The sequence below is a fragment of the Nonomuraea sp. NPDC001684 genome, assembly GCF_053596515.1.
Window position 1 is genome coordinate 14018 of the sequence record NZ_JBSFGJ010000007.1, and the last position, 20706, is coordinate 34723.

At 70.8% G+C, this 20706-nt stretch carries 17 protein-coding genes; 8 read left to right on the forward strand and 9 right to left on the reverse strand.

Features of this window, described 5'->3' with window-relative positions:
* Positions 1-16 precede the first annotated feature (16 nt).
* Positions 17-2527 carry a DNA gyrase/topoisomerase IV subunit A gene (locus ACWCSD_RS02800; protein ID WP_449912655.1) on the forward strand — a complete coding sequence of 837 codons (2511 nt, stop codon included), beginning with the start codon at positions 17-19 and terminating at the stop codon, positions 2525-2527.
* 57 nt (positions 2528-2584) lie between these two features.
* Here ACWCSD_RS02800 and ACWCSD_RS02805 read toward each other — a convergent pair whose 3' ends face one another.
* Positions 2585-2959 carry a VOC family protein gene (locus ACWCSD_RS02805; RefSeq protein WP_387663634.1) on the reverse strand — a complete coding sequence of 125 codons (375 nt, stop codon included), beginning with the start codon at positions 2957-2959 and terminating at the stop codon, positions 2585-2587.
* Between the two features lie 51 nt (positions 2960-3010).
* Here ACWCSD_RS02805 and ACWCSD_RS02810 point away from each other — a divergent pair, with 51 nt between their 5' ends.
* Positions 3011-3577: a thioredoxin family protein gene (locus ACWCSD_RS02810; protein WP_397163275.1), complete on the forward strand. Its 567-nt coding sequence runs from the start codon at positions 3011-3013 to the stop codon at positions 3575-3577.
* A 51-nt stretch (positions 3578-3628) separates the two neighbouring features.
* Here the strand turns inward: ACWCSD_RS02810 and ACWCSD_RS02815 are convergent, their stop codons facing one another.
* On the reverse strand, positions 3629-3949 hold the full coding sequence (locus tag ACWCSD_RS02815; protein WP_352357718.1) for a hypothetical protein: 321 nt from the start codon (positions 3947-3949) through the stop codon (positions 3629-3631).
* Positions 3950-4088: 139 nt separating this feature from the next.
* On the opposite strand from ACWCSD_RS02815, the gene ACWCSD_RS02820 reads away from it, so the two are divergent.
* Complete coding sequence (locus tag ACWCSD_RS02820) at positions 4089-4583, forward strand: beta-class carbonic anhydrase (protein ID WP_358284263.1); 495 nt, start codon at positions 4089-4091, stop codon at positions 4581-4583.
* Here ACWCSD_RS02820 and ACWCSD_RS02825 read toward each other — a convergent pair.
* The 3 genes from ACWCSD_RS02825 to ACWCSD_RS02835 all read right to left on the reverse strand — a co-directional run bounded on the left by ACWCSD_RS02825 (position 4564) and on the right by ACWCSD_RS02835 (position 10624).
* Positions 4564-5580 carry a cytochrome d ubiquinol oxidase subunit II gene (locus tag ACWCSD_RS02825; protein WP_449912659.1) on the reverse strand — a complete coding sequence of 339 codons (1017 nt, stop codon included), beginning with the start codon at positions 5578-5580 and terminating at the stop codon, positions 4564-4566. The two genes, ACWCSD_RS02820 and ACWCSD_RS02825, sit on opposite strands and share 20 nt — an antisense overlap.
* A 2-nt stretch (positions 5581-5582) precedes the next feature.
* A complete protein-coding gene (locus ACWCSD_RS02830) occupies positions 5583-6938 on the reverse strand; it encodes a cytochrome ubiquinol oxidase subunit I (protein WP_449912661.1) in 1356 nt (451 codons plus the stop codon).
* A 1619-nt stretch (positions 6939-8557) separates the two neighbouring features.
* Positions 8558-10624, reverse strand: a complete 2067-nt coding sequence (locus tag ACWCSD_RS02835; protein WP_352327648.1) for a DNA gyrase/topoisomerase IV subunit B — start codon at positions 10622-10624, stop codon at positions 8558-8560.
* A 247-nt stretch (positions 10625-10871) separates the two neighbouring features.
* Here ACWCSD_RS02835 and ACWCSD_RS02840 point away from each other — a divergent pair, with 247 nt between their 5' ends.
* Complete coding sequence (locus ACWCSD_RS02840; RefSeq protein WP_125639804.1) at positions 10872-11102, forward strand: DUF7455 domain-containing protein; 231 nt, start codon at positions 10872-10874, stop codon at positions 11100-11102.
* Between the two features lie 466 nt (positions 11103-11568).
* On the opposite strand, the gene ACWCSD_RS02845 is transcribed toward ACWCSD_RS02840, so the two are convergent.
* A complete protein-coding gene (locus tag ACWCSD_RS02845) occupies positions 11569-12270 on the reverse strand; it encodes a GNAT family N-acetyltransferase (protein ID WP_449912665.1) in 702 nt (233 codons plus the stop codon).
* 60 nt (positions 12271-12330) lie between these two features.
* Here ACWCSD_RS02845 and ACWCSD_RS02850 point away from each other — a divergent pair, with 60 nt between their 5' ends.
* Positions 12331-13077, forward strand: a complete 747-nt coding sequence (locus ACWCSD_RS02850) for a YaaA family protein (protein ID WP_397163267.1) — start codon at positions 12331-12333, stop codon at positions 13075-13077.
* 65 nt (positions 13078-13142) lie between these two features.
* On the opposite strand, the gene ACWCSD_RS02855 is transcribed toward ACWCSD_RS02850, so the two are convergent.
* The 3 genes from ACWCSD_RS02855 to ACWCSD_RS02865 form a co-directional block, all read right to left on the reverse strand.
* On the reverse strand, positions 13143-14804 hold the full coding sequence (locus ACWCSD_RS02855; protein WP_397163265.1) for an RNA polymerase sigma factor: 1662 nt from the start codon (positions 14802-14804) through the stop codon (positions 13143-13145).
* Between the two features lie 242 nt (positions 14805-15046).
* Positions 15047-17137, reverse strand: coding sequence for a SpoIIE family protein phosphatase (locus ACWCSD_RS02860; protein WP_352329755.1), 2091 nt, complete (start codon positions 17135-17137; stop codon positions 15047-15049).
* 206 nt (positions 17138-17343) lie between these two features.
* The gene (locus ACWCSD_RS02865; protein ID WP_352329753.1) at positions 17344-17913 is read right to left on the reverse strand and encodes an HhH-GPD-type base excision DNA repair protein; all 570 of its coding nucleotides are present in this window, start codon (positions 17911-17913) and stop codon (positions 17344-17346) included.
* 141 nt (positions 17914-18054) lie between these two features.
* Between ACWCSD_RS02865 and ACWCSD_RS02870 the strand changes: the two genes are divergently transcribed.
* The 3 genes from ACWCSD_RS02870 (at position 18055) to ACWCSD_RS02880 (ending at position 20692) form a co-directional block, all read left to right on the forward strand.
* Positions 18055-18279 carry a hypothetical protein gene (locus ACWCSD_RS02870; RefSeq protein WP_125639785.1) on the forward strand — a complete coding sequence of 75 codons (225 nt, stop codon included), beginning with the start codon at positions 18055-18057 and terminating at the stop codon, positions 18277-18279.
* Positions 18280-18420: 141 nt separating this feature from the next.
* Positions 18421-19911, forward strand: a complete 1491-nt coding sequence (locus tag ACWCSD_RS02875) for a hypothetical protein (protein ID WP_387665263.1) — start codon at positions 18421-18423, stop codon at positions 19909-19911.
* A 10-nt stretch (positions 19912-19921) separates the two neighbouring features.
* Positions 19922-20692 (forward strand): thioesterase family protein, encoded by a 771-nt coding sequence (locus ACWCSD_RS02880; RefSeq protein WP_397163262.1) that lies wholly within the window; start codon positions 19922-19924, stop codon positions 20690-20692.
* Positions 20693-20706: the final 14 nt, after the last annotated feature.

Here is a 20706-nt window from a genome sequence, read left to right on the forward strand (position 1 = left end):
CGGCACAATGTTCGACATGGCCCGACGTACGACTGCACCCCCGCCTGAGGACTTCGAGGAGCGGATCGTCGACATCGACGTCTCCTCCGAGATGCGCAAGAGCTATCTCGAGTACGCGTACTCGGTGATCTACCAGCGGGCTCTGCCCGACGCTCGCGACGGCCTCAAACCGGTGCAGCGGCGCATCCTCTACTCCATGAGCGAGATGGGCCTGCGTCCAGAGCGCGGCCACGTCAAGTCCTCCCGCGTCGTCGGCGACGTCATGGGCAAGCTCCACCCCCATGGCGACAGCGCCATCTACGACGCCCTCGTGCGCCTGGCGCAGCCGTTCTCGATGCGGCTGCCGCTGGTCGACGGCCACGGCAACTTCGGCTCCCCCGACGACCTGCCGGCCGCCATGCGGTACACCGAGGCCAGGCTGGCCCCGGCGGCGATGCTCATGGTGGAGTCACTCGACGAGGACACCGTCAACTTCAAGCCCAACTACGACGGCCAGGAGACCGAGCCCACGGTCATGCCGTCGGCGTTCCCCAACCTGCTGGTCAACGGCACCACCGGCATCGCGGTCGGCATGGCGACCAACATGGCGCCGCACAACCTCGCCGAGGTCGTGGCCGCCGCCCGCCACCTGATCAAGAAGCCCGACGCCACGCTCGACGAGCTGATGAAGTTCGTGCCCGGCCCCGACCTGCCGACCGGCGGCTCGATCATCGGGCTGCAGGGCGTGCGCGACGCCTACGAGACCGGGCGCGGCACGTTCCGCATGCGGGCCAGGTGCGCGGTCGAGCAGATCACGCCGCGACGCAAGGGCATCATCGTCACCGAGCTGCCCTACAACGTCGGCCCCGAGCGGGTGGTCACCAAGATCAAGGAGCTGGTGACCAGCAAGAAGCTCCAGGGCATCGCCGACCTGAAGGACCTCACCGACCGGCACAAGGGCCTGCGCCTGGTCATCGAGATCAAGAACGGCTTCATTCCCGAGGCCGTCCTGGAGGAGCTCTACCGGCTCACGCCGATGGAGGAGACCTTCGGCATCAACAACGTCGCCCTGGTCGACGGCGAGCCGCGCACGCTCGGCCTGCGCGAGCTGCTGCAGGTCTACGTCGACCACCGGCTGGAGGTCGTGCGGCGCAGGTCCGAGTACCGCCGGCGCAAGCGCGAGGAGCGCCTGCACCTGGTCGACGGCCTGATCATCGCGCTGCTCAACATCGACGAGGTCATCCAGGTCATCCGTTCCTCCGACGACTCGGCGCAGGCCCGCGCCCGGTTGATGGAGGTCTTCGACCTGACCGAGATCCAGGCCGCCTACATCCTCGACACGCCGCTGCGCCGGCTGACCCGGTTCGACAAGCTGGAGCTCGACCAGGAGAAGCAGACGCTGAGCGAGGAGATCGCGGCGCTCACCGAGATCCTGTCCTCGGAGGCGAAGCTGCGGCAGGTGGTCTCGGGCGAGCTGGCCGAGGTGGCCAAGAAGTACGCCACGCCGCGCCGTACCGTGCTGCTGGAGGCGCCGGGCGTGGCCCGCACGCCGGTGGCCTCGCTCCAGGTGGCCGACGACCCGTGCTGGGCGCTGCTGTCCTCCACGGGGCTGCTGGCCCGCACCTCCGACGCGGCTCCGCTGGCGGGCGAGGGCGACCGTTCGGCGCACGACGTGCTGGTGTCGGTGGCGCGCACGTCCGTACGCGGCGAGGTGAGCGTGGTGACGTCGTTGGGCCGGTTGATCCGGGTCCAGGTGGTCGACCTGCCGACGCTGCCGCCCTCGGCCAACCCGCCGACGCTGTCGGGCGGCCATCCGGTCTCCGAGTTCGTCTCGCTGCAGCCCGACGAGAAGGTCGTGGGCCTCGGCTCGCTCGACCCCGACAGCCCCGGGCTGGCGCTCGGCACGGCCCAGGGCGTGGTCAAGCGGGTGGTGCCCGACTACCCGGCCAACCGCGACGACTTCGAAGTGATCACCCTCAAGGACGGCGACACCGTGGTGGGCGCCGCCGAGCTCGACTCCGAGGACCACGACCTGGTCTTCATCTCCTCCGACGCCCAGCTCCTGCGTTACCCGGCCTCGCTGGTGCGTCCCCAGGGGCGTCCGGCCGGCGGCATGGCCGGCATCCGGCTCGACGGCGGCGCCCGGGTGATCTGGTTCGGCGTGGTCGACCCCTCGCGTCCGGCGCAGGTCGTCACCGTGGCCGGGTCCTCGACGGCGCTGCCGGGCACGCAGGTCGGGGGCGGCAAGGTCTCCGACTACGCCGAGTTCCCGGCCAAGGGCCGGGCCACCGGCGGCGTGCGGGCCCAGCGCTTCCTGAAGGGCGAGGACGAGCTGCTGCTCGCCTGGGCCGGCCCCGCGCCCGCCAAGGCCGTGTCGGCGGTGGGCAAGCCGGTGCCGCTGCCGGAGGAGATCGGCCGCCGCGACGGCTCCGGCGTGCGGCTGACCCACACCATCGGCGCCGTCGGCGGCGCCCTGGCCGCGGGGCCGCAGGCCGACGCGCCGGCGCCCCCGGCGCCCCCGGCGCCCCCGGCGTCCGAGGAGGAGTGATCCCCGGCTGACCGGCGTCACGGAGGCCCGCCCCGCCTGCGCGGGGCGGGTGCCCGGTCAGTCGCGGCAGAGGCAGAACGTGTGGCCGGCGGGGTCGAGGAAGACCCGGAAGCTGTCGTCCTCGCTCGGCTGCCGCTCGTGCTTGGTCGCGCCGATCTCCAGCACCTGCCGCTCGGCCTTGTCCATGTCGGTGACGGTGACGTCGATGTGGAGCTGCTGCGGCCGATCGCCCTCCGGCCAGGTCGGCGGCCGGTGGCCGGGCACGCGCTGGAAGGCCAGGCGTTTGGGCGAGCCGCCGTCCTCGACGACCACCCAGGTGTCGTCCTCGTACGTGACGGGCCAGCCGAGCAGGCGCGAGTAGAACTCGGCGAGCGCCCGCGGCTCCGGGCAGTCGAGGACCGTCGTGCGGAACTCCGCGATGCCGGCCATCATTCACCTCCTGGACTTGTTTCGCCGGCGTCCCGGCCGACGAGAATGAAGGTCATGGCTGCCAATTCGTTCATGGTTCCCCTGGGCACTCCCGCGCCCGCCTTCGACCTCACCGCCATCGACGGCGGCAGCGTCTCGCTCGCGGACCTCAAGGGCTCTCCCGCCACGCTCGTGGTCTTCCTGTCCAACCACTGCCCCTACGTACGGCACATCGAGACGGGCCTCGGCACGCTGGCCGCGGGCTACGGCTCCAGGCTGTCGGTGGTGGGCATCTGCAGCAACGACAGCGTGAACTACCCCGACGATGATCCCACACACCTGGCCGGACAGGCCCGGCGCGCGGGGTTCCCGTTCCCGTACCTGCTGGACGACACCCAGGACGTCGCCAAGGCCTACCGCGCGGCCTGCACCCCCGACTTCTTCCTCTACGACGGCGACCTGCGGCTCGTCTACCGGGGAGAGTTCGACGGGTCGCGCCCGGGCAACTCGATCCCGGTGACGGGCTCCTCGCTGCGCGCGGCGGTCGACGCGCTGCTGGCGGGCGATCCCGTCCCGGCCGAGCAGCGCGCCTCGATCGGCTGCGGCATCAAGTGGCGGCCGGGGAACGAGCCCACGGCCTGAACAGGGCCTGAACGCGGCCTGAACGCGGCCTGAACGCGGCCTGAACGCGGCTCAGGCGGAGGCGGCGGCCTCGATGGCGGCGGGCAGGGCGAGCAGGAGTTCGTGGGGCTCGCCGCCGGTCCACGACCGGATCAGCCGGACGCCGGCCTCCCCCGGGTCGAACTCCTCGCAGCCGAGCGGCCCGTAGCAGCCCGCCTGGTCGAGCATGAGGATGATCGGGTCGTCCTCGGGCAGGCCGGCGGCGTACGCGGCGGTGTCGAGCAGGGCCAGCGCGCATCTGGCGTTGCGCCCGTCGTCGTTGGACTCCACACGGTCGAGGCGGCGCCGGGCCTGAGCGCGGAGATACGCGGCGAGCGATTCGGACCTACTCACGACTGACCTTCTTCGACGACGTACAGATGGTGACGACATCATCACTCAAGGTGAGTGATTTTCGTGGGACCTTCGGGAACTCGCGCCAGTCGCCACCCCGGAAAGCATCATCTTTGGGACGTAAGGGAAGATCTGAGGCATGACTGCGTTCGACGACCTGTATGCCGCCAACGCGAAGTACGCCAAGGACTTCGGCGACTCCGGGCTCACCGGCCGGGCAGCCCGCGGGCTTGCCGTGGTGACCTGCATGGACTCCCGCATCGACCCGCTGGGCCTGCTGGGCCTGCAACCCGGCGACGCCAAGATCCTGCGTAACGCCGGCGCGCGGGTCACCGACGACGTACTGCGCACGCTGGTCCTCGCCGTGTACCTGCTGGGCGTCGAGCGCGTCCTGGTCATGCCGCACACCGACTGCGGGATGACCAAGGTGACGGACGCCGACGTGCACGACCTGACCAGCGCCCGGGGGGTGGACACCCGCAGCCTGGAGTTCCACACCGTCCCCGACCAGGGCGAGGCGCTGCGCCACGACCTCACCCGCATCCGCACGACCCCGTTCCTGCCCGCCGACATGCCGGTGACGGGCGCGATCTACGACGTGCGCACGGGCCTGCTCACGCCGGTCGGCGACTGATCTCGCCGCGCTCGCGCTGGAAGGTGGCGTACAACCACCACAACGACGGGACCAGCAGGACCGCGCCGACGGCCAGCGAGCCCAGGCTGGCCCCCAGCACCGCGTCGGTGGCCGCGGCCTGGTCGAGGGTGAGGCCGGGGAGCAGCACGGGGTACTGCCCCACGCCCCAGCCCCACAGCAGCCCGGTCACGGCCAGCGCGGCGCTGAGGCGTACCGCCAGATAGGCCCGCCGCCACAGCAGCACCAGCGAGGCCAGCCCGGCCAGCACCGACAGCGCCAGCAGCGGCAGGGCGCGGCCGGTGGTCAGCTCGGCGAACAGGGCGGGCGCGTCGGCGCGCAGCACGAGCAGGCTCACCGCCGCCAGCACGCCGACCACCGCCCCGCAGCCCAGCGCCCGCCGCCGGAACTCCTCGGCCAGGTCCTCCTGGCCGCCGCGCGGGGCGTCGCGGGTCAGGTAGACGGCGGCCAGGTACGCGGCCGTGCCGACGCCCAGCGCGCCGACCGCCATCGACGTGGGGTTGACCCAGCTCCCGACCAGGTCGCCCTTGGCGACGCCGGGCGGCACCCGGCCGGAGGCGATGCCGCCCGCCGCGGCGCCGAGGAAGAACGGGGTCACCACCGAGGAGAAGGCGAAGGTGGCGCCGAAGAGCCGCCGCTGCCAGAGCCGCGAGGAGACCTTGCGGAACGCGAACGCCGCGCCGCGCCCGATCACGCCCAGCGCCACCAGGGTGAGCGGGATGTAGAGGGTGGAGGCGACCGAGGCGAACACCGACGGCACGCCGGTCCAGGCCAGCACGATCACGAAGATCAACCAGACGTGGTTGGCCTCCCAGACCGGGCCGATGGAGTGCTCCACCAGGTCCCTCCGCCGCCGGCCGCGCTCGGCGCCGCCCGCCAGCAGGTCCCAGACGCCGCCGCCGAAGTCGGCGCCGCCGAACAGGACGTACGCCGTCAGCCCGATCCACAGGACGGCCAGCATGATCTGCGGCAGCGGCATCGTCACACGACCCTGTAGCCGGTGACGTCGGGCTCCTGCGGCGCCAGCGGCACCGGCACGTCGCGGGACAGCCGGCGCATCACGTACACGGTGGCCACGGTCAGGACCACGTAGACGGCCGTGACCAGCGCGAACCCGTACACCAGGCCCGGCGCGGGATTGACCGCCTCCGCCGTGCGCATCACCCGGAACACGATCCACGGCTGGCGTCCGACCTCGGTGACCACCCAGCCGCTCTCCAGCGCCAGCACGGCGGCCACGCCCGACAGCGCGGCGGCGCGCAGGAACCACGGGGACTCCGGCAGGTCACGCCGTCGTTTCCAGGACAGCGCGAGGCAGGCCCCGAGCAGCAGCAGTCCGAAGCCCACCAGCACCATGATCTGGAACGCCCAGTGCACCATGTTGACCGGCGGCCGGTCGGCGAGCGGCACCTGCTCCAGGCCGGCGATCTCCGCGTGCGGGTTCCAGTGGGCCAGCAGGGACAGGCCGTAGGGGATCTCCAGGGCGTACTTCAGCTCGCCGTCCACCGCGATCCCGCCCAGGTGCAGCGGCACGCCGCGGCCCGTACGGAACACGCCCTCCATGGCGGCCAGCTTGACCGGCTGGTACTCGGCCACGAAGTGCGCGGCCCAGTCGCCGACGCCGATCTGCACGGGCGTGACGGCCGCCGCGACCGTGAGCGGCAGCAGCAGGCCGAGCCGGTGGTAGCGGTCGCGCCGGCCGCGCAGCATGGCGGCCGCGTACACGCCGGCCATCAGGAATCCGGCCACCATGAACGCCGCCAGGATCATGTGCACGGTCTGGGGCGGCGTGGCCCGGTTGAACATCGCCGCCCATGGATCGACGGCCACGATCCGGCCGCCCGCGACCTCGTACCCGGTGGGCTGCTGCATCCAGGCGTTGGCGGCGACCACGAAGAACGCGCTGGCCACCCCCGCCAGCACGATCGGGATCCCGGTCAGCAGGTGCGGGACGGGACGCAGGCGGTCCCAGGCGTACAGGTAGATGCCGAGGAAGATGGCCTCGACGAAGAACGCGATGCCCTCCAGCGAGAACGGCAGGCCGATGACCTCGCCGTACACGCCCATCATGCCCGGCCACAGGAGGCCCATCTCGAACGACAGGATCGTCCCCGAAACTGCGCCGACCGCGAACAGCACCCCGAGCGCCCTGGCCCAGCGTCGCGCCAGCAGCCGGTAGTTGTTGTCCCCGGTGCGATGCCCGCGCCACTCGGCCAGCAGGGTGATGGCGGGCATGCCGACGCCGAGACAGGCGATGATGATGTGCCAGCCGAGGGACAACGCCATCTGCATGCGCGCCGCCCCCAGATCCACCGCCGCCCCCGCGGTCACCCCCATCGCCGTTCCTCTCCCCCCGCCCATCGGGGCCGTGGACTTCGTGGGGGGATCTGGCAGGGCTCGTTCCAGGAGGTGATCCGCGAAACGGCTGCGTCCCGCCCGTACCCCGCCGACTCGTGGATGACACTACGTAACTGGCGCTTACCGTCCGCAAGGACACGGAAGCACGAAGCAGGCCGGAAACCCCCACCCACCAAGAGCCCAGAACCGAGCCCGGGACCGGGGAATTGCCAGTCCCCAGAAGCAGCCATCCCCACCAGCAGGGCCCTATGCGCCATGAGCACTCAAGCCACCACATGCAATCCCGATGCTGGGCACCAGGCCCAGGCCCCTACCGCGCTCCCCGACTTGCCACCCTCCCCCTCAGGCCTCCGCGGGCCCCTCATGCGGGCGGCCCACCGTGCACCTCGCTGCACCGCAACACCAAGAGGCCCGCCAGCGCGCCCACCCACGCCACCACGAGGCCCAGGAGCCTCCAGAACGCCCTACTAGCACTCGGACCCCAGCCGCTGACCTCAGAAGCCCTACGTGAGGCTCTGAGAGCCTTGGGGCCGGTGCCGGTGCGACGCCGGTCGACGAAGCTGGTCCAAGGCCCTCGATGCCCCAAGCGCGACATGCTCTTACCAGCGGCCACCGTGATGACCGGCTCCCACGTCCTGCGCGGGCACACCGATGCGGCGCAGGTCCGGGTGACGCCCCAAGCCGACACGCCCACAGCCCCGGTCGGGGCCCTAGGCGTAGCCATGAACGGGCCCGAGCGGCCCCCCCGCGCTGCGCATCTCTGCAGCGGACACAGAACCTAAGGCGCGCTGCGCTGCAAACGAAGCCCATCCCAGCCGGCCGAACCGTCGGTGACAGGCGAGACCGAGTTGCCTGCGAAAGACCGCGTGCGACAGAGAGCGCATCACCGCAGCGCCTTCTGAACGCCCTGTGACCGGCGTGCCGCCAGGGCGGGCCGTCTGGCGGCGGAAGCGACGGGCCCTTTCCGACCTGGGCAGAACCCTTCGAGACCGGGTCGCCGGGGTTGCCAAGCAGCCCCGCGCCCTACCAAACGTGCAGCGCCCCCGCATCGGCCGGGAGCTCCGCTCCGACCTCCCATGAGGACTTCCTCAAGCCAGCCCGCGCGCCATCCGCCGGCAACGCCACCCCTCCTTGGGCCAGAAACCCTGCTGCCGGAGGGCGTTCCGAGGCCCTGAATGCCCGCCCTGAGCCCGATGCCGCCCCAATCCGGCGTCCTCCTGAGCCCGGCGTCGCCCTGGCCCGATGACACCCGGAATCCAGCGTCCTCCCGTACCCAACGTCGCCTGGCCCGAGGACGCCGCCATCACCTTGAGCCCAGGGGCCAGATTGAGGCGCGGTGACGTGACATTCGGCGGCCCCAGAAGCCCGGCCAGGGCGCAGCCTGACGACACGGGGTCCGTCTTTCGATCGAGGAAACGCGAGAGGCCGTTGTGGAAGCACAAGGTCGCATTGAGACCCGGTGGCGTTCTGCCGGCGAGGTTGCAGCACGGTAGCGCCGCGGACATGGGCGCGAGGTCCCTGAAATCTGGGCCCTTGCTTGAGCCGGTGTCAGCGAAACCCGGGGTCAGATACGTGACCCCGGGTGAGAGCCTCCAGGCTCAGGCGTCGATGTGGTCGCGGTCGACCTCGGCCGCGCTGCTGACGATGAACTCCCGTCGCGGCGCCACGTCGCTCCCCATGAGCAGGCTGAAGATGGCCTCGGCCCCCTCGGCGTCCTCGATGCGCACCCGGCGCAGCACCCGGTGCCGCGGGTCCATCGTGGTCTCGGCGAGCTGGTCGGCGTCCATCTCCCCAAGGCCCTTGTACCGCTGCACCGGGTCCTTCCAGCGCTTGCCCCGCCGTTCCAGGTCGCGCAGGACCTTCTGCAGCTCGGCGTCGGAGTAGCAGTAGATGTACTTCTCCTTGCCGCGCCCGGGGTTGGTGAGCTCGATGCGGTGCAGCGGCGGCACGGCCGCGAACACCCGGCCGGCCTCCACCATCGGCCGCATGTAGCGGTGGAACAGGGTGAGCAGCAGGCAGCGGATGTGCGCGCCGTCGACGTCGGCGTCGGCCATGAGGATGACCTTGCCGTAGCGGGCCGCCTCGATGTCGAACGAACGCCCCGACCCGGCCCCCACCACCTGGATGATCGCGGCGCACTCGGCGTTCTTGAGCATGTCGCTCACGGACGCCTTCTGCACGTTGAGGATCTTGCCGCGGATCGGCAGCAGCGCCTGGAACTCGGAGTCGCGGGCCAGCTTGGCCGTGCCGAGCGCGGAGTCGCCCTCGACGATGAACAGCTCGCTGCGGTCGACGGCGTCGCTGCGGCAGTCGACCAGCTTGGCGGGCAGCGCGGAGTTCTCCAGGGCGCTCTTGCGCCGCTGGTTGTCGCGGTGCTCGCGGGCCGCGATGCGGGCCTTGGCGGCAGCGACGATCTTCTCCAGCACGGCCCGCAGCGGCTGCTTGAACCCGCGCGGCGGGTTGGCGAACAGCTCCTTGAGCTCGCGCGAGACCACGTGGGAGACGATGCGGGTGGCCGCGGAGGTGCCGAGCACCTCCTTGGTCTGCCCCTCGAACTGCGGCTCGGGCACCCGGACGGTGACCACGCCGGTCAGCCCCTCGGAGATGTCCTCCTTGTTGACCGGGTCGTCGCCGCTCTTCAGCAGCCGGGTCTCGCGCAGCAGCTCATTGATCGTGCGGACCAGGCCGCGCTCGAAACCGGTCAGGTGGGTGCCGCCCTTGGGCGTGGCGATCACGTTGACGAACGAGCGCACGGTCGACTCGTAACCCTTGCCCCACCGGACCGCCACGTCGACGGTGAGCTCGCGCTGCACCTCGGTGGGCGTCATGTGGCCCTGGTCGTCGAGGACCGGCACGGTCTCGTGGAAGTGGCCCACGCCCTGCAGCCGCAGCACCTCGCAGACGGGCTCGTCGCGGGCCAGGAACTCGGTGAACTCGGAGATGCCGCCGTCGAAGCGGAACTCCTCGCCGGTACGCTCCTCGCCCCTGCTGTCGAAGACCGCCAGGGTCAGGCCCGGCACCAGGAACGCGGTCTGCCGCAGGCGCACGTGGATCTCGTCGAGCGAGACCTCGGCGTCGGGCAGGAAGATCTGCTTGTCGGCCCAGAAGCGCACACGGGTGCCCGTGACGTTCTTGGGCAGGTTGCCGCCGATCCGCAGCCCGGACTTCTTCTTGAACTTGGCCGTGGGCCCGTCGCCGTCGAAGACGCCGGGCACGCCGCGCCTGAAGCTGATCTCGTGGACCCGCCCGTCGAGGTCGACCTCGACGTCGAGCCGGGAGGACAGGGCGTTGACCACGGAGGCGCCCACGCCGTGGAGGCCGCCGGAGGCGCCGTAGGAGCCGCTGCCGAACTTGCCGCCGGCATGAAGCTTGGTGTAGACGAGCTCGACGCCGGCCAGGCCGGTCTTGGGGTGGATGTCAACGGGGATGCCGCGGCCGTTGTCCCGCACCTCGATGGAGCCGTCGGCGTAGAGCTCGACCTCGATGCGGTCGCAGTGGCCGGCCAGGGCCTCGTCGACCCCGTTGTCCACGATCTCCCAGAGGCAGTGCATGAGCCCGCGGCTGTCGGTGGACCCGATGTACATGCCCGGCCGCTTGCGTACGGCCTCGAGGCCCTCAAGCACCGACAGGTGACGAGCTGTGTAACCCGCCTCCACTACCGTCACTCTTGCTCCCCTGGTCTAAGCATCGAACACGTGTGCGTAGCCTACCGTTCTTCCCTCAGGCGCGCGTACAAGCTTGCCATGGCGACACGTTTGCCGTTACCAACCGGCTGATCACCATTACTTTCGGACACATTCTGCTCTGGGCGTAGCGAGGCGGAGGTTGGGAACGTCCACGTCCGGTTAGATGTTGTCTCAAGTGACTGACGCCAGATCCTCGCTTCGGCGGGGGTGACCCGAAAGGCGATACGTGACTGGAGCTCTCGCCCCCGTTAAGCCGCTGACGGCCCTCGACCGCTGCGACCGCTGCGGCGCCCAGGCCTACATTCGCGCGACCCTGCCTGTTGGTGGGGAGCTGCTGTTCTGCGCCCACCATGGGCGTCAGCACGTCGCAGCGTTGCGCGAAAAGGGCGCCGACATCCTGGACGAGTCGGCTCGCCTCAGCGAAACCCCGTCAATGAACCCCAACGACGACCGCTGACGCGTTCGTTGTGATCACATAACCACATATTGCACGACCAGTTCGGCGATCCCGGCACACCACGCCGGGATCGCCGTTCTGCGTTCAACCCCGTCCAGGCGGTGGCCAGAGCACCCGCAAGCGATGGTTCAGGTCACACGACGTAGTGGCCAGACCGCGTACAGGCAGGGCTGGGTGCGCGAAGGCGGTCGCCGGGTTGCGCGAAGACGGTGGTCCAGCGCACACGCACGCAGTGAATCAGGCCACCCGCAGGGGATGTCCGGGCGCACGCAGACTGTGGCCCTGGACACACGTACACGCGGATCCAGAGCGCGGGCGGAGGCGTGGCCCAGGCCGTGCCTGCCGTGTACCAGGCCTCCGCCCGGTGGTCAGAGGGCCGCACGGGCGCCGGCGTCTCAAGCGTCCGCACGCGGCGTGGTTGGGGCCGTGCACACGTCTTTGGTGCAGGCCGGTCGTACGGCTCAGGTCACGGTGTTCGTACGCGGTAGTGGTATCGGCCGATGGTCTGGAAACCCTCGCTGCGGTACAAAGCCTGGGCCCCGTGGTTGGGCTCGGTGGTGACCAGGTACGCGCTCTTCGCCCCGGCATGCCTGGTCAGGGCGCGCAGCACCGTACGGGCCAGCCCGCGCCGCCGGGCCCGCGGCAACGTCGCCATGCAGAAGATCCCCGCCGTGTCCCCCTGCGGCACCACCCGGCCGACCGCGACCGGCACGCCGTCCTCCTCGACGGCCCCGTACCAGGCGGGCACGCCGGTGCAGATGCGGGCGGCCTCCTCCAGGCCGGCGCCGTACCGGCCGTCCACGGACCACCAGGTCTCCAGCCATTCCGGCCACGGATGGTCCTCGATCCGCACCGGGCCGCGCGGCTCGGCCGACGGTGATCCGGCCATGACGACCGTTGGATCGACCAGCTCGTACCCTCTGCGGGCCAGCTCGGCGTCCAGGCCGGCCCAGGTGCCGGGGCCGACGGAGAAGGCGCAGTTCTGTCCCCGCTCGCCGTAGAACGCCTCTGCGGCGCCGATCGCGGCGTCCAGGTCGGCGGGGGCGTTCAGGGCGAGCACCGAGTTCGCCCGTTTGGTCACGCCTCCGGCGGAACGCAGCACCCAGCCGTCGTGGACACGCTGCTCGTAGGCCGGCCACGCCTGGTGCACCAGCAGGTCGACGTTCATCCGCGCAGCCTAGCCGACCAGCGCGAACACCCTCTGACCGGCCCGTTAGGGTGTGGGGTTGTGCTGATTCTGCTGCCGCCGTCCGAAGGAAAGGCCGCCGAGGGGAGCGGCCCGCCGCTCGGCGAGCTGTCCTTCCCCAAGCTCGACCGTGCCCGCAAGCGGGTCGTGACCGCGCTCATCCGGGCCTCCAAGCGCCGCGACGCCGCGCAGGTGCTCGGGCTGACGCCCGGTCTGGCGGGCGAGGCGGCCAAGAACACGGCGCTGAAGACCGCGCCCACCCTTCCCGCCGCCGACCTCTACACCGGCGTCCTGTACGACAACCTCGGCCTGAACACCCTGGACGACGCCGCCAGGGCCAGGGCGGAGGAGTCCGTGCTGATCTTCTCCGGCCTGTGGGGCGTGTTGCGCGTCTGCGACCGGGTGCCGCCGTACCGCCTGTCGATGGGTGTCAGCCTGCCGCCGCTGGGCGGCCTGGCCGCCTACTGGCGCACGCACCTGGCCAAGGAACTGGACCGGATGCCGGGGCTGGTGGTGGACCTGCGCTCGGCCACGTACGCGGGGGCCTGGCAGCCCGGCGACCGGTCGGTGTCGGTACGCGTCTTCCGCGACGGCAAGGTCGTCAGCCACATGGCCAAGGCCACCCGGGGCGAGATCGCCCGCGTCCTGCTCCAGCAGGAGGAGGCCCCCGGCACGCCCGGCGAGCTGGCCAAGACCCTCGGCAACCTGGGCTGGACGGTCGACCTCGCCGAGCCCGCGCGGCCGAACCGCCCCTGGCTGCTCGACGTGCACGTCACCGACCCGGCCTGACGCCCCCGGAAACGGCGATCGCCCCGCCCGGAGGGTTCCGGACGGGGCGATCGACGAGGTGGCTCCTAGTCCAGGTAGTCGCGCAGAACCTGGGACCGGGACGGGTGACGCAGCTTGGACATGGTCTTCGACTCGATCTGGCGGATGCGCTCACGGGTGACCCCGTAAACCTTGCCGATCTCGTCGAGCGTCTTCGGCTGCCCGTCGGTGAGGCCGAACCGCATCGACACGACGCCCGCCTCCCGCTCCGACAACGTGTCGAGAACGGAGTGCAGCTGCTCCTGCAGCAGCGTGAAGCTGACGGCGTCGGCCGGCACGATGGCCTCGGAGTCCTCGATGAGGTCACCGAACTCGCTGTCGCCCTCCTCACCCAGCGGGGTGTGGAGGGAGATGGGCTCGCGGCCGTACTTCTGGACCTCGACGACCTTCTCGGGCGTCATGTCCAGCTCGCGGGCCAGCTCTTCCGGCGTGGGCTCGCGGCCGAGGTCCTGCAGCATCTGCCGCTGGACCCGGGCCAGCTTGTTGATCACTTCGACCATGTGGACCGGGATGCGGATGGTCCGCGCCTGGTCGGCCATGGCACGCGTGATCGCCTGCCGGATCCACCACGTGGCGTAGGTGGAGAACTTGTAGCCCTTGGTGTAGTCGAACTTCTCCACGGCCCTGATCAGACCGAGGTTGCCCTCCTGGATCAGGTCGAGGAACAGCATGCCGCGCCCGGTGTAGCGCTTGGCCAGCGAGACCACGAGCCGGAGGTTGGCCTCCAGCAGGTGGTTCTTGGCCCGGCGGCCGTCTTCGGCGATCCATTCGAGCTCGGCCCGGACGTCGACCGGCAGGCTGTCGGTCTCGCCGCCGCCGAGCTGCTCCTCGGCGAACAGACCGGCCTCGATGCGCTTGGCCAGCTCGACCTCCTGCTCAGCGTTGAGCAGGGGGACCTTGCCGATCTGCTTGAGGTAGTCCTTCACCGGGTCGGCGGTGGCGCCGGCGGCGGCCACCTGGGCGACCGGGGCGTCGTCGTCGTCGTCGGACAGGATGAGGACCTCGTCCTCGGTCTTGTCCGCGGTGGCGGCGGCGACGTCGGCGGCCTTGGGCTCGTCGTCGGAGTCGTCGTCGGAGTCGGAGTCACCCTCGGCGTCGGAGTCGTCCTCGGCCACGATGTCGTCGACCTCGATGTCCTCGAGGTCCTCCAGCTCCACGTCGCCGTCGAGCTCGAGATCGTCGTCGTCGGAGTCGGTCGCCTTGAGGCCCTCGGGTGCCTTCGGCTTGGTCTCGGCAGGCCCAGCGCTGACTTCTGGCTTGGCCTTCTTGGCGGCGGCCGGAGCCGCCTTCTTCGGAGCGGGAGCGGCCTTCTTGGCCGGAGCCGGCTTCTTGGCGGCCGGCTCGGCCTCAGCGGCGCCCACGACCGCGGTCACGGTCTCGGGCTGCTGCTCTTTGGCGGCCGCTGCCGTCTTGGTCTTGACGGGGGCAGCGGTGCGGCGCTTTGCTGGACCACGAGACTTCTTCGGCGCAGCCGAATCCGCGGCGGTCACCACCACGGTCACGCCCTCTTTGCTGAGGTTCCGCAAGAACGCGGCGGCGTGCGACATGGGGATGTCCGCCTCCTCGAAGGCCTGACGGACATCCTCAGACTCGAGGAAACCCTGCGAGCGCCCACGCTCGAGCAGTCGCTGAATGACGGGCTCGTTCAGCTCTTGTGGCTTCGAGCGAGTCGAACTTGCAGGCGACACGAACACCTCTCGAACGAACGCGTGGCGACAATGGACCCAGATGCCCGCTGGGGGCTGTTGCCTCTCTCGGAGATCGGTGAGGCCGTGCGAAGCGCGACGGACCTGACACAGCATTGTGGCACGACCCCGCACTCCATACGGCCACCTCCCGGCGGTTGTCCTCCACCCTAGGCCGACCAAGACAGTAGTGCGTACGTAAGCGGGGCACTGATACCCGAAAGCAACCGTTATGACTGTTTCATTCAGTCACTCTTCGTGGCCGGCGGGACGTGAATTGCGAGCGCGGTAACGTCATCATCCTGTTCATATCCAGACAACATCCGGTCAACCAGGAAGTCCAGCAACATGTGCGGACTGCTGACCACCTCAGGCGGCGCTTCGGTCACAACACTGCAAATCTCTGCGAGACCGGCGTCAAGCCCTCGCTTCCTGTTCTCCACGAGACCGTCTGAGTAGAGCACCGCGGTGTGTCCCGGCGGCACCACGAACCGGAACTGCCGGCGGCTGGTCGGCCAGCCCAGCGGCGTGCCGGGCTCGGCGTCGCACAGGATCGCCGTGCCCTGGGGCGAGACCAGGACGGGCGGCGGGTGGCCCGCCATGGCCAGCGTGCCCTCGCCGGTGACCGGCTCGACGACCATGTAGGCCAGGGTGGTGACCTGCTCCTCCTCTTCCGTGGCCTCGAAGACCCGGTCGAGGCCCGTGAGCACGGCGGCGGGCGGCGGGTTGGTGAGCGCGAGCGCCCGCATCGCGTTGCGGATGCGGCCCATGCCCGCCGCGGCCTTGACGCCCTTGCCCATGACGTCGCCGACGACCGCCGCGACACGCCCGTCCTGCAGGACGAACGCGTCGTACCAGTCGCCGCCGACCTGGACGTGGCGGCTGCCCGAACGGAAGCGCTGGGCCAGCACCAGGCCCTTGACCACGGGCAGGCGGTCGGGCAGCAGGCTGCGCTGGAGCGTCTCGGCGGTGCGGTGCTCGCGCTCGAAGAGCGTGGCCCGCTCGACGGCCAGGGCGCACTGCCCGGCCAGCGCCTCCAGGAAGACGCCGTCCTCCTGGGAGATCTTCTGCGGGCGCGTGAACGAGAAGCGCAGCGCGCCGAGCGCCCGGCCGGCGGCCAGCAGCGGCAGGCCGACCCAGGCGCGCTCGTCGCCCTGGCTGATGAACCCGGCCAGCGCCTCCTCGTCGTCGCCGGCCTCCAGCAGCTGCGCCTTCAGCGACTCGGGCGACTCGGCGAAGACCGGACGGCGGCTGTTGACGGCCATCGTCATCACGTTGGAGTGGGACAGCGGGATCTCGTCGCCCGAGCCCTGGACCTCGGGGATGCCCTCGCCGTTGACCAGCTTGAGCGCGGCGCGGTCGGTGTCGAGCAGCGCCACGGCCGAGCGGTCGGCGGCCAGGGCGGTGCGGCCGACGTCGATGATGACCTGGACGACCTGCTCGACCGTCAGGGCCTCGGCGAGCTGGGCCGTGGCGCCCTGGAGCCGGGCGGTGCGCAGGGCGGCGGCGCCGAGCTGGTCGGTCAGCCTGCCGCGCATCTCCTCGGCCTCGCGCTGCGGGGTGACGTCGGTGTTGGCGCCGACCCACTCCACGACCCTGCCGTGCCTGATGATCGGCACCGCGCGCACCTCGAAGTGGCGGTAGCCGCTGGCCCGGGTGCGGACCCGGTAGTTCCACTCGAACATCGTGCGGCCGCGCAGCGCCTCGCGCCAGGCCTCCTCGGTCTGCTGGCGCTCCTCGGGGTGGACGACCTCCAGCCAGCCGTTGGCGAGGTACTCCTCCAGCCCCTGGCCGGTGATGGCGCGCCACTGGGGCGCGTCCTCGACGACGGCGCCCGTGGGCGAGGTGATCCAGACGAGCTGGGACTGCGCCTCCACCAGCGAGCGGTAACGCTCCTCGCTGCGGCGCAGCGCCTCCTCGGTCTGCCGGCTCTCGGTCACGTCGAGGCCCACCAGCGCGATGGCGCGCAGCTCGCCCGCCTCGTCGTGGACCGGCGAGAACGACAGCGACCAGTGGCGGGTGTCGCCCTCGGCGGACCGCACGCGCACGCGGCCCTCGGTGACCGGCGCGTCGCTCTCGATGACGGCCTGGACGGCGTGGGTGATGATCTGGCTCAGGTCGGCCGCCAGCACCTCGACCGGCAGGCGGCCCACCAGGCGCTCGGCGGGCACGCTGACGACGTCGCTGAACACGTCGTTGACCCGCTGGACGCGGCCATCGCCGTCGAAGAACGCGAAGGCGAACTCGGCCTCCGACAGCATGCCCTTGAACAGGGCGGAGTCTGAGATGTCCACATCCGACTCCCGGGGACGGGGAACGGAGGTCTCGGCGCTCATGGTCGGCACCTCCGTCGCGTGCCAGGGTCTCCCACGCGGCACATCTCCATAACTGTGTATCGGCGTAGCGCAGCTCCGGGCGACCGGATTCTGCAGTACATCATCGGCGATGGGCATGCGCCGACGGAAGCCCCCGCCGCCGCCCGGTCGCCATAAGGGTCAACGCATCCTGTCAAAGTCGCTCCACATTGCGCAGCAAGATCAGGTTACTCGCCCTTGGCCGCGCGCTTGGCCTCCTGCTTGGCGGCGCGCACCCGGCCCAGGCTGTCGGTGTCGACCACGTCGGCGACCGAACGGTATGACCCCTCCTCGCCGTAGAGTCCGGCTGCCTCACGCCAGCCTGACGGCTGGACCCCCAGCTGCTTGCCCAGCAATGCCAAAAAGATCTGGGCCTTCTGCTTGCCGTATCCCGGAAGGGCCTGCAGTCGTTTCAACAAGTCTTTCCCGTCGGCCGCGTCGCTCCAGATGAGCTCGGGCCGCCCGTCGTAGTGTTCGACGAGGTAGGCCGCGAGCTGCTGGACGCGGGCGGCCATCGACTTGGGGTATCGGTGCACGGCCGGCTTCTGCGCCAGGAGCGCGGCGAACGCCTCGGGGTCGCAGGCGGCGATCTCCTCGGCGGTCAGGTCGTGCCCCAGGCGCTCCGAGATGGTGTACGGCCCAGTGAACGCCCATTCCATGGGAATCTGCTGGTCGAGCAGCATGCCGACGAGCAGGGCGAGCGGGCTGCGGCCGAGGAGCTCGTCTGCCTCGTCCCGCTGGGCGAGCTGGATGCGCATGGAAACAGCTTTGCACGAGAAGCGAACACAGGCGCCTCAGAGCCTTGACACAAGGCCGAGAAAAGATGAAATGGGAGCGCAAGTCACCCTGCATACGTTCCTGGGGGTTTGCTCCCGGGTCTCCAGAGGAATCTCACATCTATGCTCGCTCTGGCCACACGCTTCCTCAGGGAGCCGGTCAGTCTCCGGCTGGCCGAAGAGTTCCTGACCGTACCCGTGGACACGATCGACCGGTGCGTGGCCGACGTGTGCGCGTGCGCCGAGCATCTCGGCGTCCCGCCCACACCGGAGGTCGTGGAGCGCATCGCGCGCGAGCATCTGCTCGCCATCGTGAACTCCGCCCCGCCGCCCCGAAGTCCCCGCTGATCGCGGCTCCACCGATAACATCGGGGTCACCAGGCCGAGTTCTCTTCACCGTTTGCGCCTGGAATACGAGAGAGTGAGGGCGTGCGCCGACACCGACGAGATCCCCGGGAGAGCAGCCCGCCCGACGACGTGTTCCAGGAGATGGTGCAGGCGGCCCGCGAGCTGCTCGCGGTGCGCAGCCCTCTCGACGCGGAGCTGATGGTCTCAGACATGATCGGGGCCTGGTGGGGCAGGCGGGTCAGGGGCGGTGACGTGGAGCAGGTCCTCGGGGAGGGCCTGGTCGACTACGCGGCCAAGGCCGGCACCCCGGCCTCTCTGACGCTGCTGGTGTGCCTGGCCTACCTGGGCACCGCCCGCCAGGGCGCCAAGGCCGAGGGCGCGGCGCTGGCGATGATGGAGTCGGGCGTGGCCAGGCCGGGCTGGGCCGACAAGGTCGGCGCGGTCAAGCCCACCGGCTGCTACGTCTCCCGCGACGCCTACGGCGACCAGGACACGGTGATCTGCACGTTCGCCTACCGATGGAACGAGGCATCGGTGCCCAGCGACCGGCACGCGCTGGTCGTGGTCGTCGACCACAACATGAACGGCATGGCCCGCGACGCGTGGGTCTCCTCGCACGTCGACAAGCTGCTGGAGCAGGCCAGGGCCGAGGCGGCGGGCAACCCGATGCTGCTGTTCGAGGAGATCCAGCCCGAGCAGGCCAGGGCGCTCCTGGACTCGGCCATGAAGGCCACCAGGGAGCCCAAGACGCCGCCGCCGGTGAGCGAGAGCTACAGCGCCTACCACGCCTTCGCCCGCGCCCGGCTCAAGGCGCTGCCGCCGGGCCGCAAACGTCCGGCGCCGCTGCACATCGAGGCGCCCTACAGCCGCGAGCGGCGGGCCATGCTGGCCGCCGAGTTCCTGGCCTCCGACGCCGCCGAGCACCTGTCCGACCCGTCGGCGGCCTCGCGCTGCGCCGACCACATCATCGACTACGGCTGCGAGCGCGACTTCAACCGGCCGCTGCGGGTCAGCCCGACCAAGTGCGAGACGTTCCTGCTCGACTGGCTGCCGCGCAAGGTGATGCTGAGCGCGGCCGAGCAGGAGGCGATGCCGCACGTGCTGTCGGCGTGGGTGCGCTTCGCCGCGCGCCGCACCGGCCTGCCCGAGCAGGGGCTCAAGGCCACGCTCGACGCGGTGTGGGAGGCCACGGGCAAGTTCCCCGAGGCCTACCGCGACCCGACGTCGTTCGGGCTCGACCGGCCGCTGCTGGAGCGGCTGCTGCCCGACGGCGACCTGTCGGCGCTGGCCAGACGGGTGTTCGCGTTCCCCTACCTGCAGGGCGTGCACAACGGCATCGACCTCGACCGGCTCAACCCGGCCGACGAGGCCGACCGGCGCACGTTACTGGAGATCGACCACGGCGGCGTGATCGACCAGGAGCACCTGGCCTGGCACGAGGAGATCGCGACCCGGCTGTGGGACGGCGACCCGCCCCAGCTGTGGGAGGCCGCCCAGCGCCTGCTCGACCTCGGCCACGACCGCCACGACGTGCTCCACGTGCTGATCGAGATCGCCGAGCGCATCGGCGGCGACCCCGACGAGCTGGCCGCCGCCCTCGACGACATCGCCGACATCCCCGACGAGATCTAGAGTCCGTCCCATGTCGATGTACCGCCGGCTGGCCATGGGCCGCTACCTCGCCTCCGAGCACACCCAGGGGCCGTGGGACCCGGGCTCCCAGCACATGGGCCCGGTGACCGCCCTGATGGCGCACGAGCTCGACCGCACCGCGCCGCTGCCCGGCCTGGCGCTGTCCAGGCTGGCGGTCGACGTGTTCGCCCCGGTGCCCGTGGCCGAGCTGGAGGTCGTCACCGACGTCGTCCGCGACGGCAAGCGGGTGCAGTGCCTGTCGGCGGCCGTGCTGTCCGGCGGGCGCGAGTACGCCAGGGCCACCGCGTGGCGCATCCGCGAGGCCGACACGCCCGCCACGCCGGCCGCCGGGCCGCCCGCGCCCGTGCCGCCGCCCTCGCCCGAGCACGCGGCGTCCTACCTGGTGTCGGGCTTCGGCTACGGCAGGGCGTTCGACTGGCGGTTCGCCCGCGGCGGCCCGATGCTGCCCGGCCCGGCCACGGTGTGGGGCAGGCTGACCGTGCCGCTGGTGGAGGGCGAGGAGATCACCCCGTTCGAACGGCTGGCCGCGTTCGCCGACAGCGGCAACGGCGTGAGCCCGGCCGTCGACTTCGCCACCCACGTCTTCGTCAACGTCGACCTGACGATCTCGCTGTTCCGCACCCCGGTGGGCGAGTGGACCTGCATGGACGCGGCCACCGCGATCGGCCCCTCCGGCCGCGGCCTGACCCGCACCACCCTGTACGACGAGCGCGGCGAAGTCGGCACGGCGACTCAGACGTTGTTCGTCGCGCCGAGGTAGCGCTGCGTCATGAT

What these genes read in the sequence shown, in the direction of transcription:
- ACWCSD_RS02830 (WP_449912661.1), bottom strand. Translation starts at nt 6,938, where the DNA reads ATGGGGGTGACCGCGGGGGCGGCGGTGGATCTGGGGGCGGCGCGCATG.
- ACWCSD_RS02810 (WP_397163275.1), top strand. Translation starts at nt 3,011, where the DNA reads ATGGCTGCCAATTCGTTCATGGTTCCCCTGGGCACTCCCGCGCCCGCC.
- ACWCSD_RS02820 (WP_358284263.1), top strand. Translation starts at nt 4,089, where the DNA reads ATGACTGCGTTCGACGACCTGTATGCCGCCAACGCGAAGTACGCCAAG.
- ACWCSD_RS02800 (WP_449912655.1), top strand. Translation starts at nt 17, where the DNA reads ATGGCCCGACGTACGACTGCACCCCCGCCTGAGGACTTCGAGGAGCGG.
- ACWCSD_RS02875 (WP_387665263.1), top strand. Translation starts at nt 18,421, where the DNA reads ATGGTGCAGGCGGCCCGCGAGCTGCTCGCGGTGCGCAGCCCTCTCGAC.
- ACWCSD_RS02805 (WP_387663634.1), bottom strand. Translation starts at nt 2,959, where the DNA reads ATGATGGCCGGCATCGCGGAGTTCCGCACGACGGTCCTCGACTGCCCG.
- ACWCSD_RS02825 (WP_449912659.1), bottom strand. Translation starts at nt 5,580, where the DNA reads ATGCCGCTGCCGCAGATCATGCTGGCCGTCCTGTGGATCGGGCTGACG.
- ACWCSD_RS02865 (WP_352329753.1), bottom strand. Translation starts at nt 17,913, where the DNA reads ATGCGCATCCAGCTCGCCCAGCGGGACGAGGCAGACGAGCTCCTCGGC.
- ACWCSD_RS02880 (WP_397163262.1), top strand. Translation starts at nt 19,922, where the DNA reads ATGTCGATGTACCGCCGGCTGGCCATGGGCCGCTACCTCGCCTCCGAG.
- ACWCSD_RS02845 (WP_449912665.1), bottom strand. Translation starts at nt 12,270, where the DNA reads ATGAACGTCGACCTGCTGGTGCACCAGGCGTGGCCGGCCTACGAGCAG.
- ACWCSD_RS02860 (WP_352329755.1), bottom strand. Translation starts at nt 17,137, where the DNA reads ATGAGCGCCGAGACCTCCGTTCCCCGTCCCCGGGAGTCGGATGTGGAC.
- ACWCSD_RS02870 (WP_125639785.1), top strand. Translation starts at nt 18,055, where the DNA reads ATGCTCGCTCTGGCCACACGCTTCCTCAGGGAGCCGGTCAGTCTCCGG.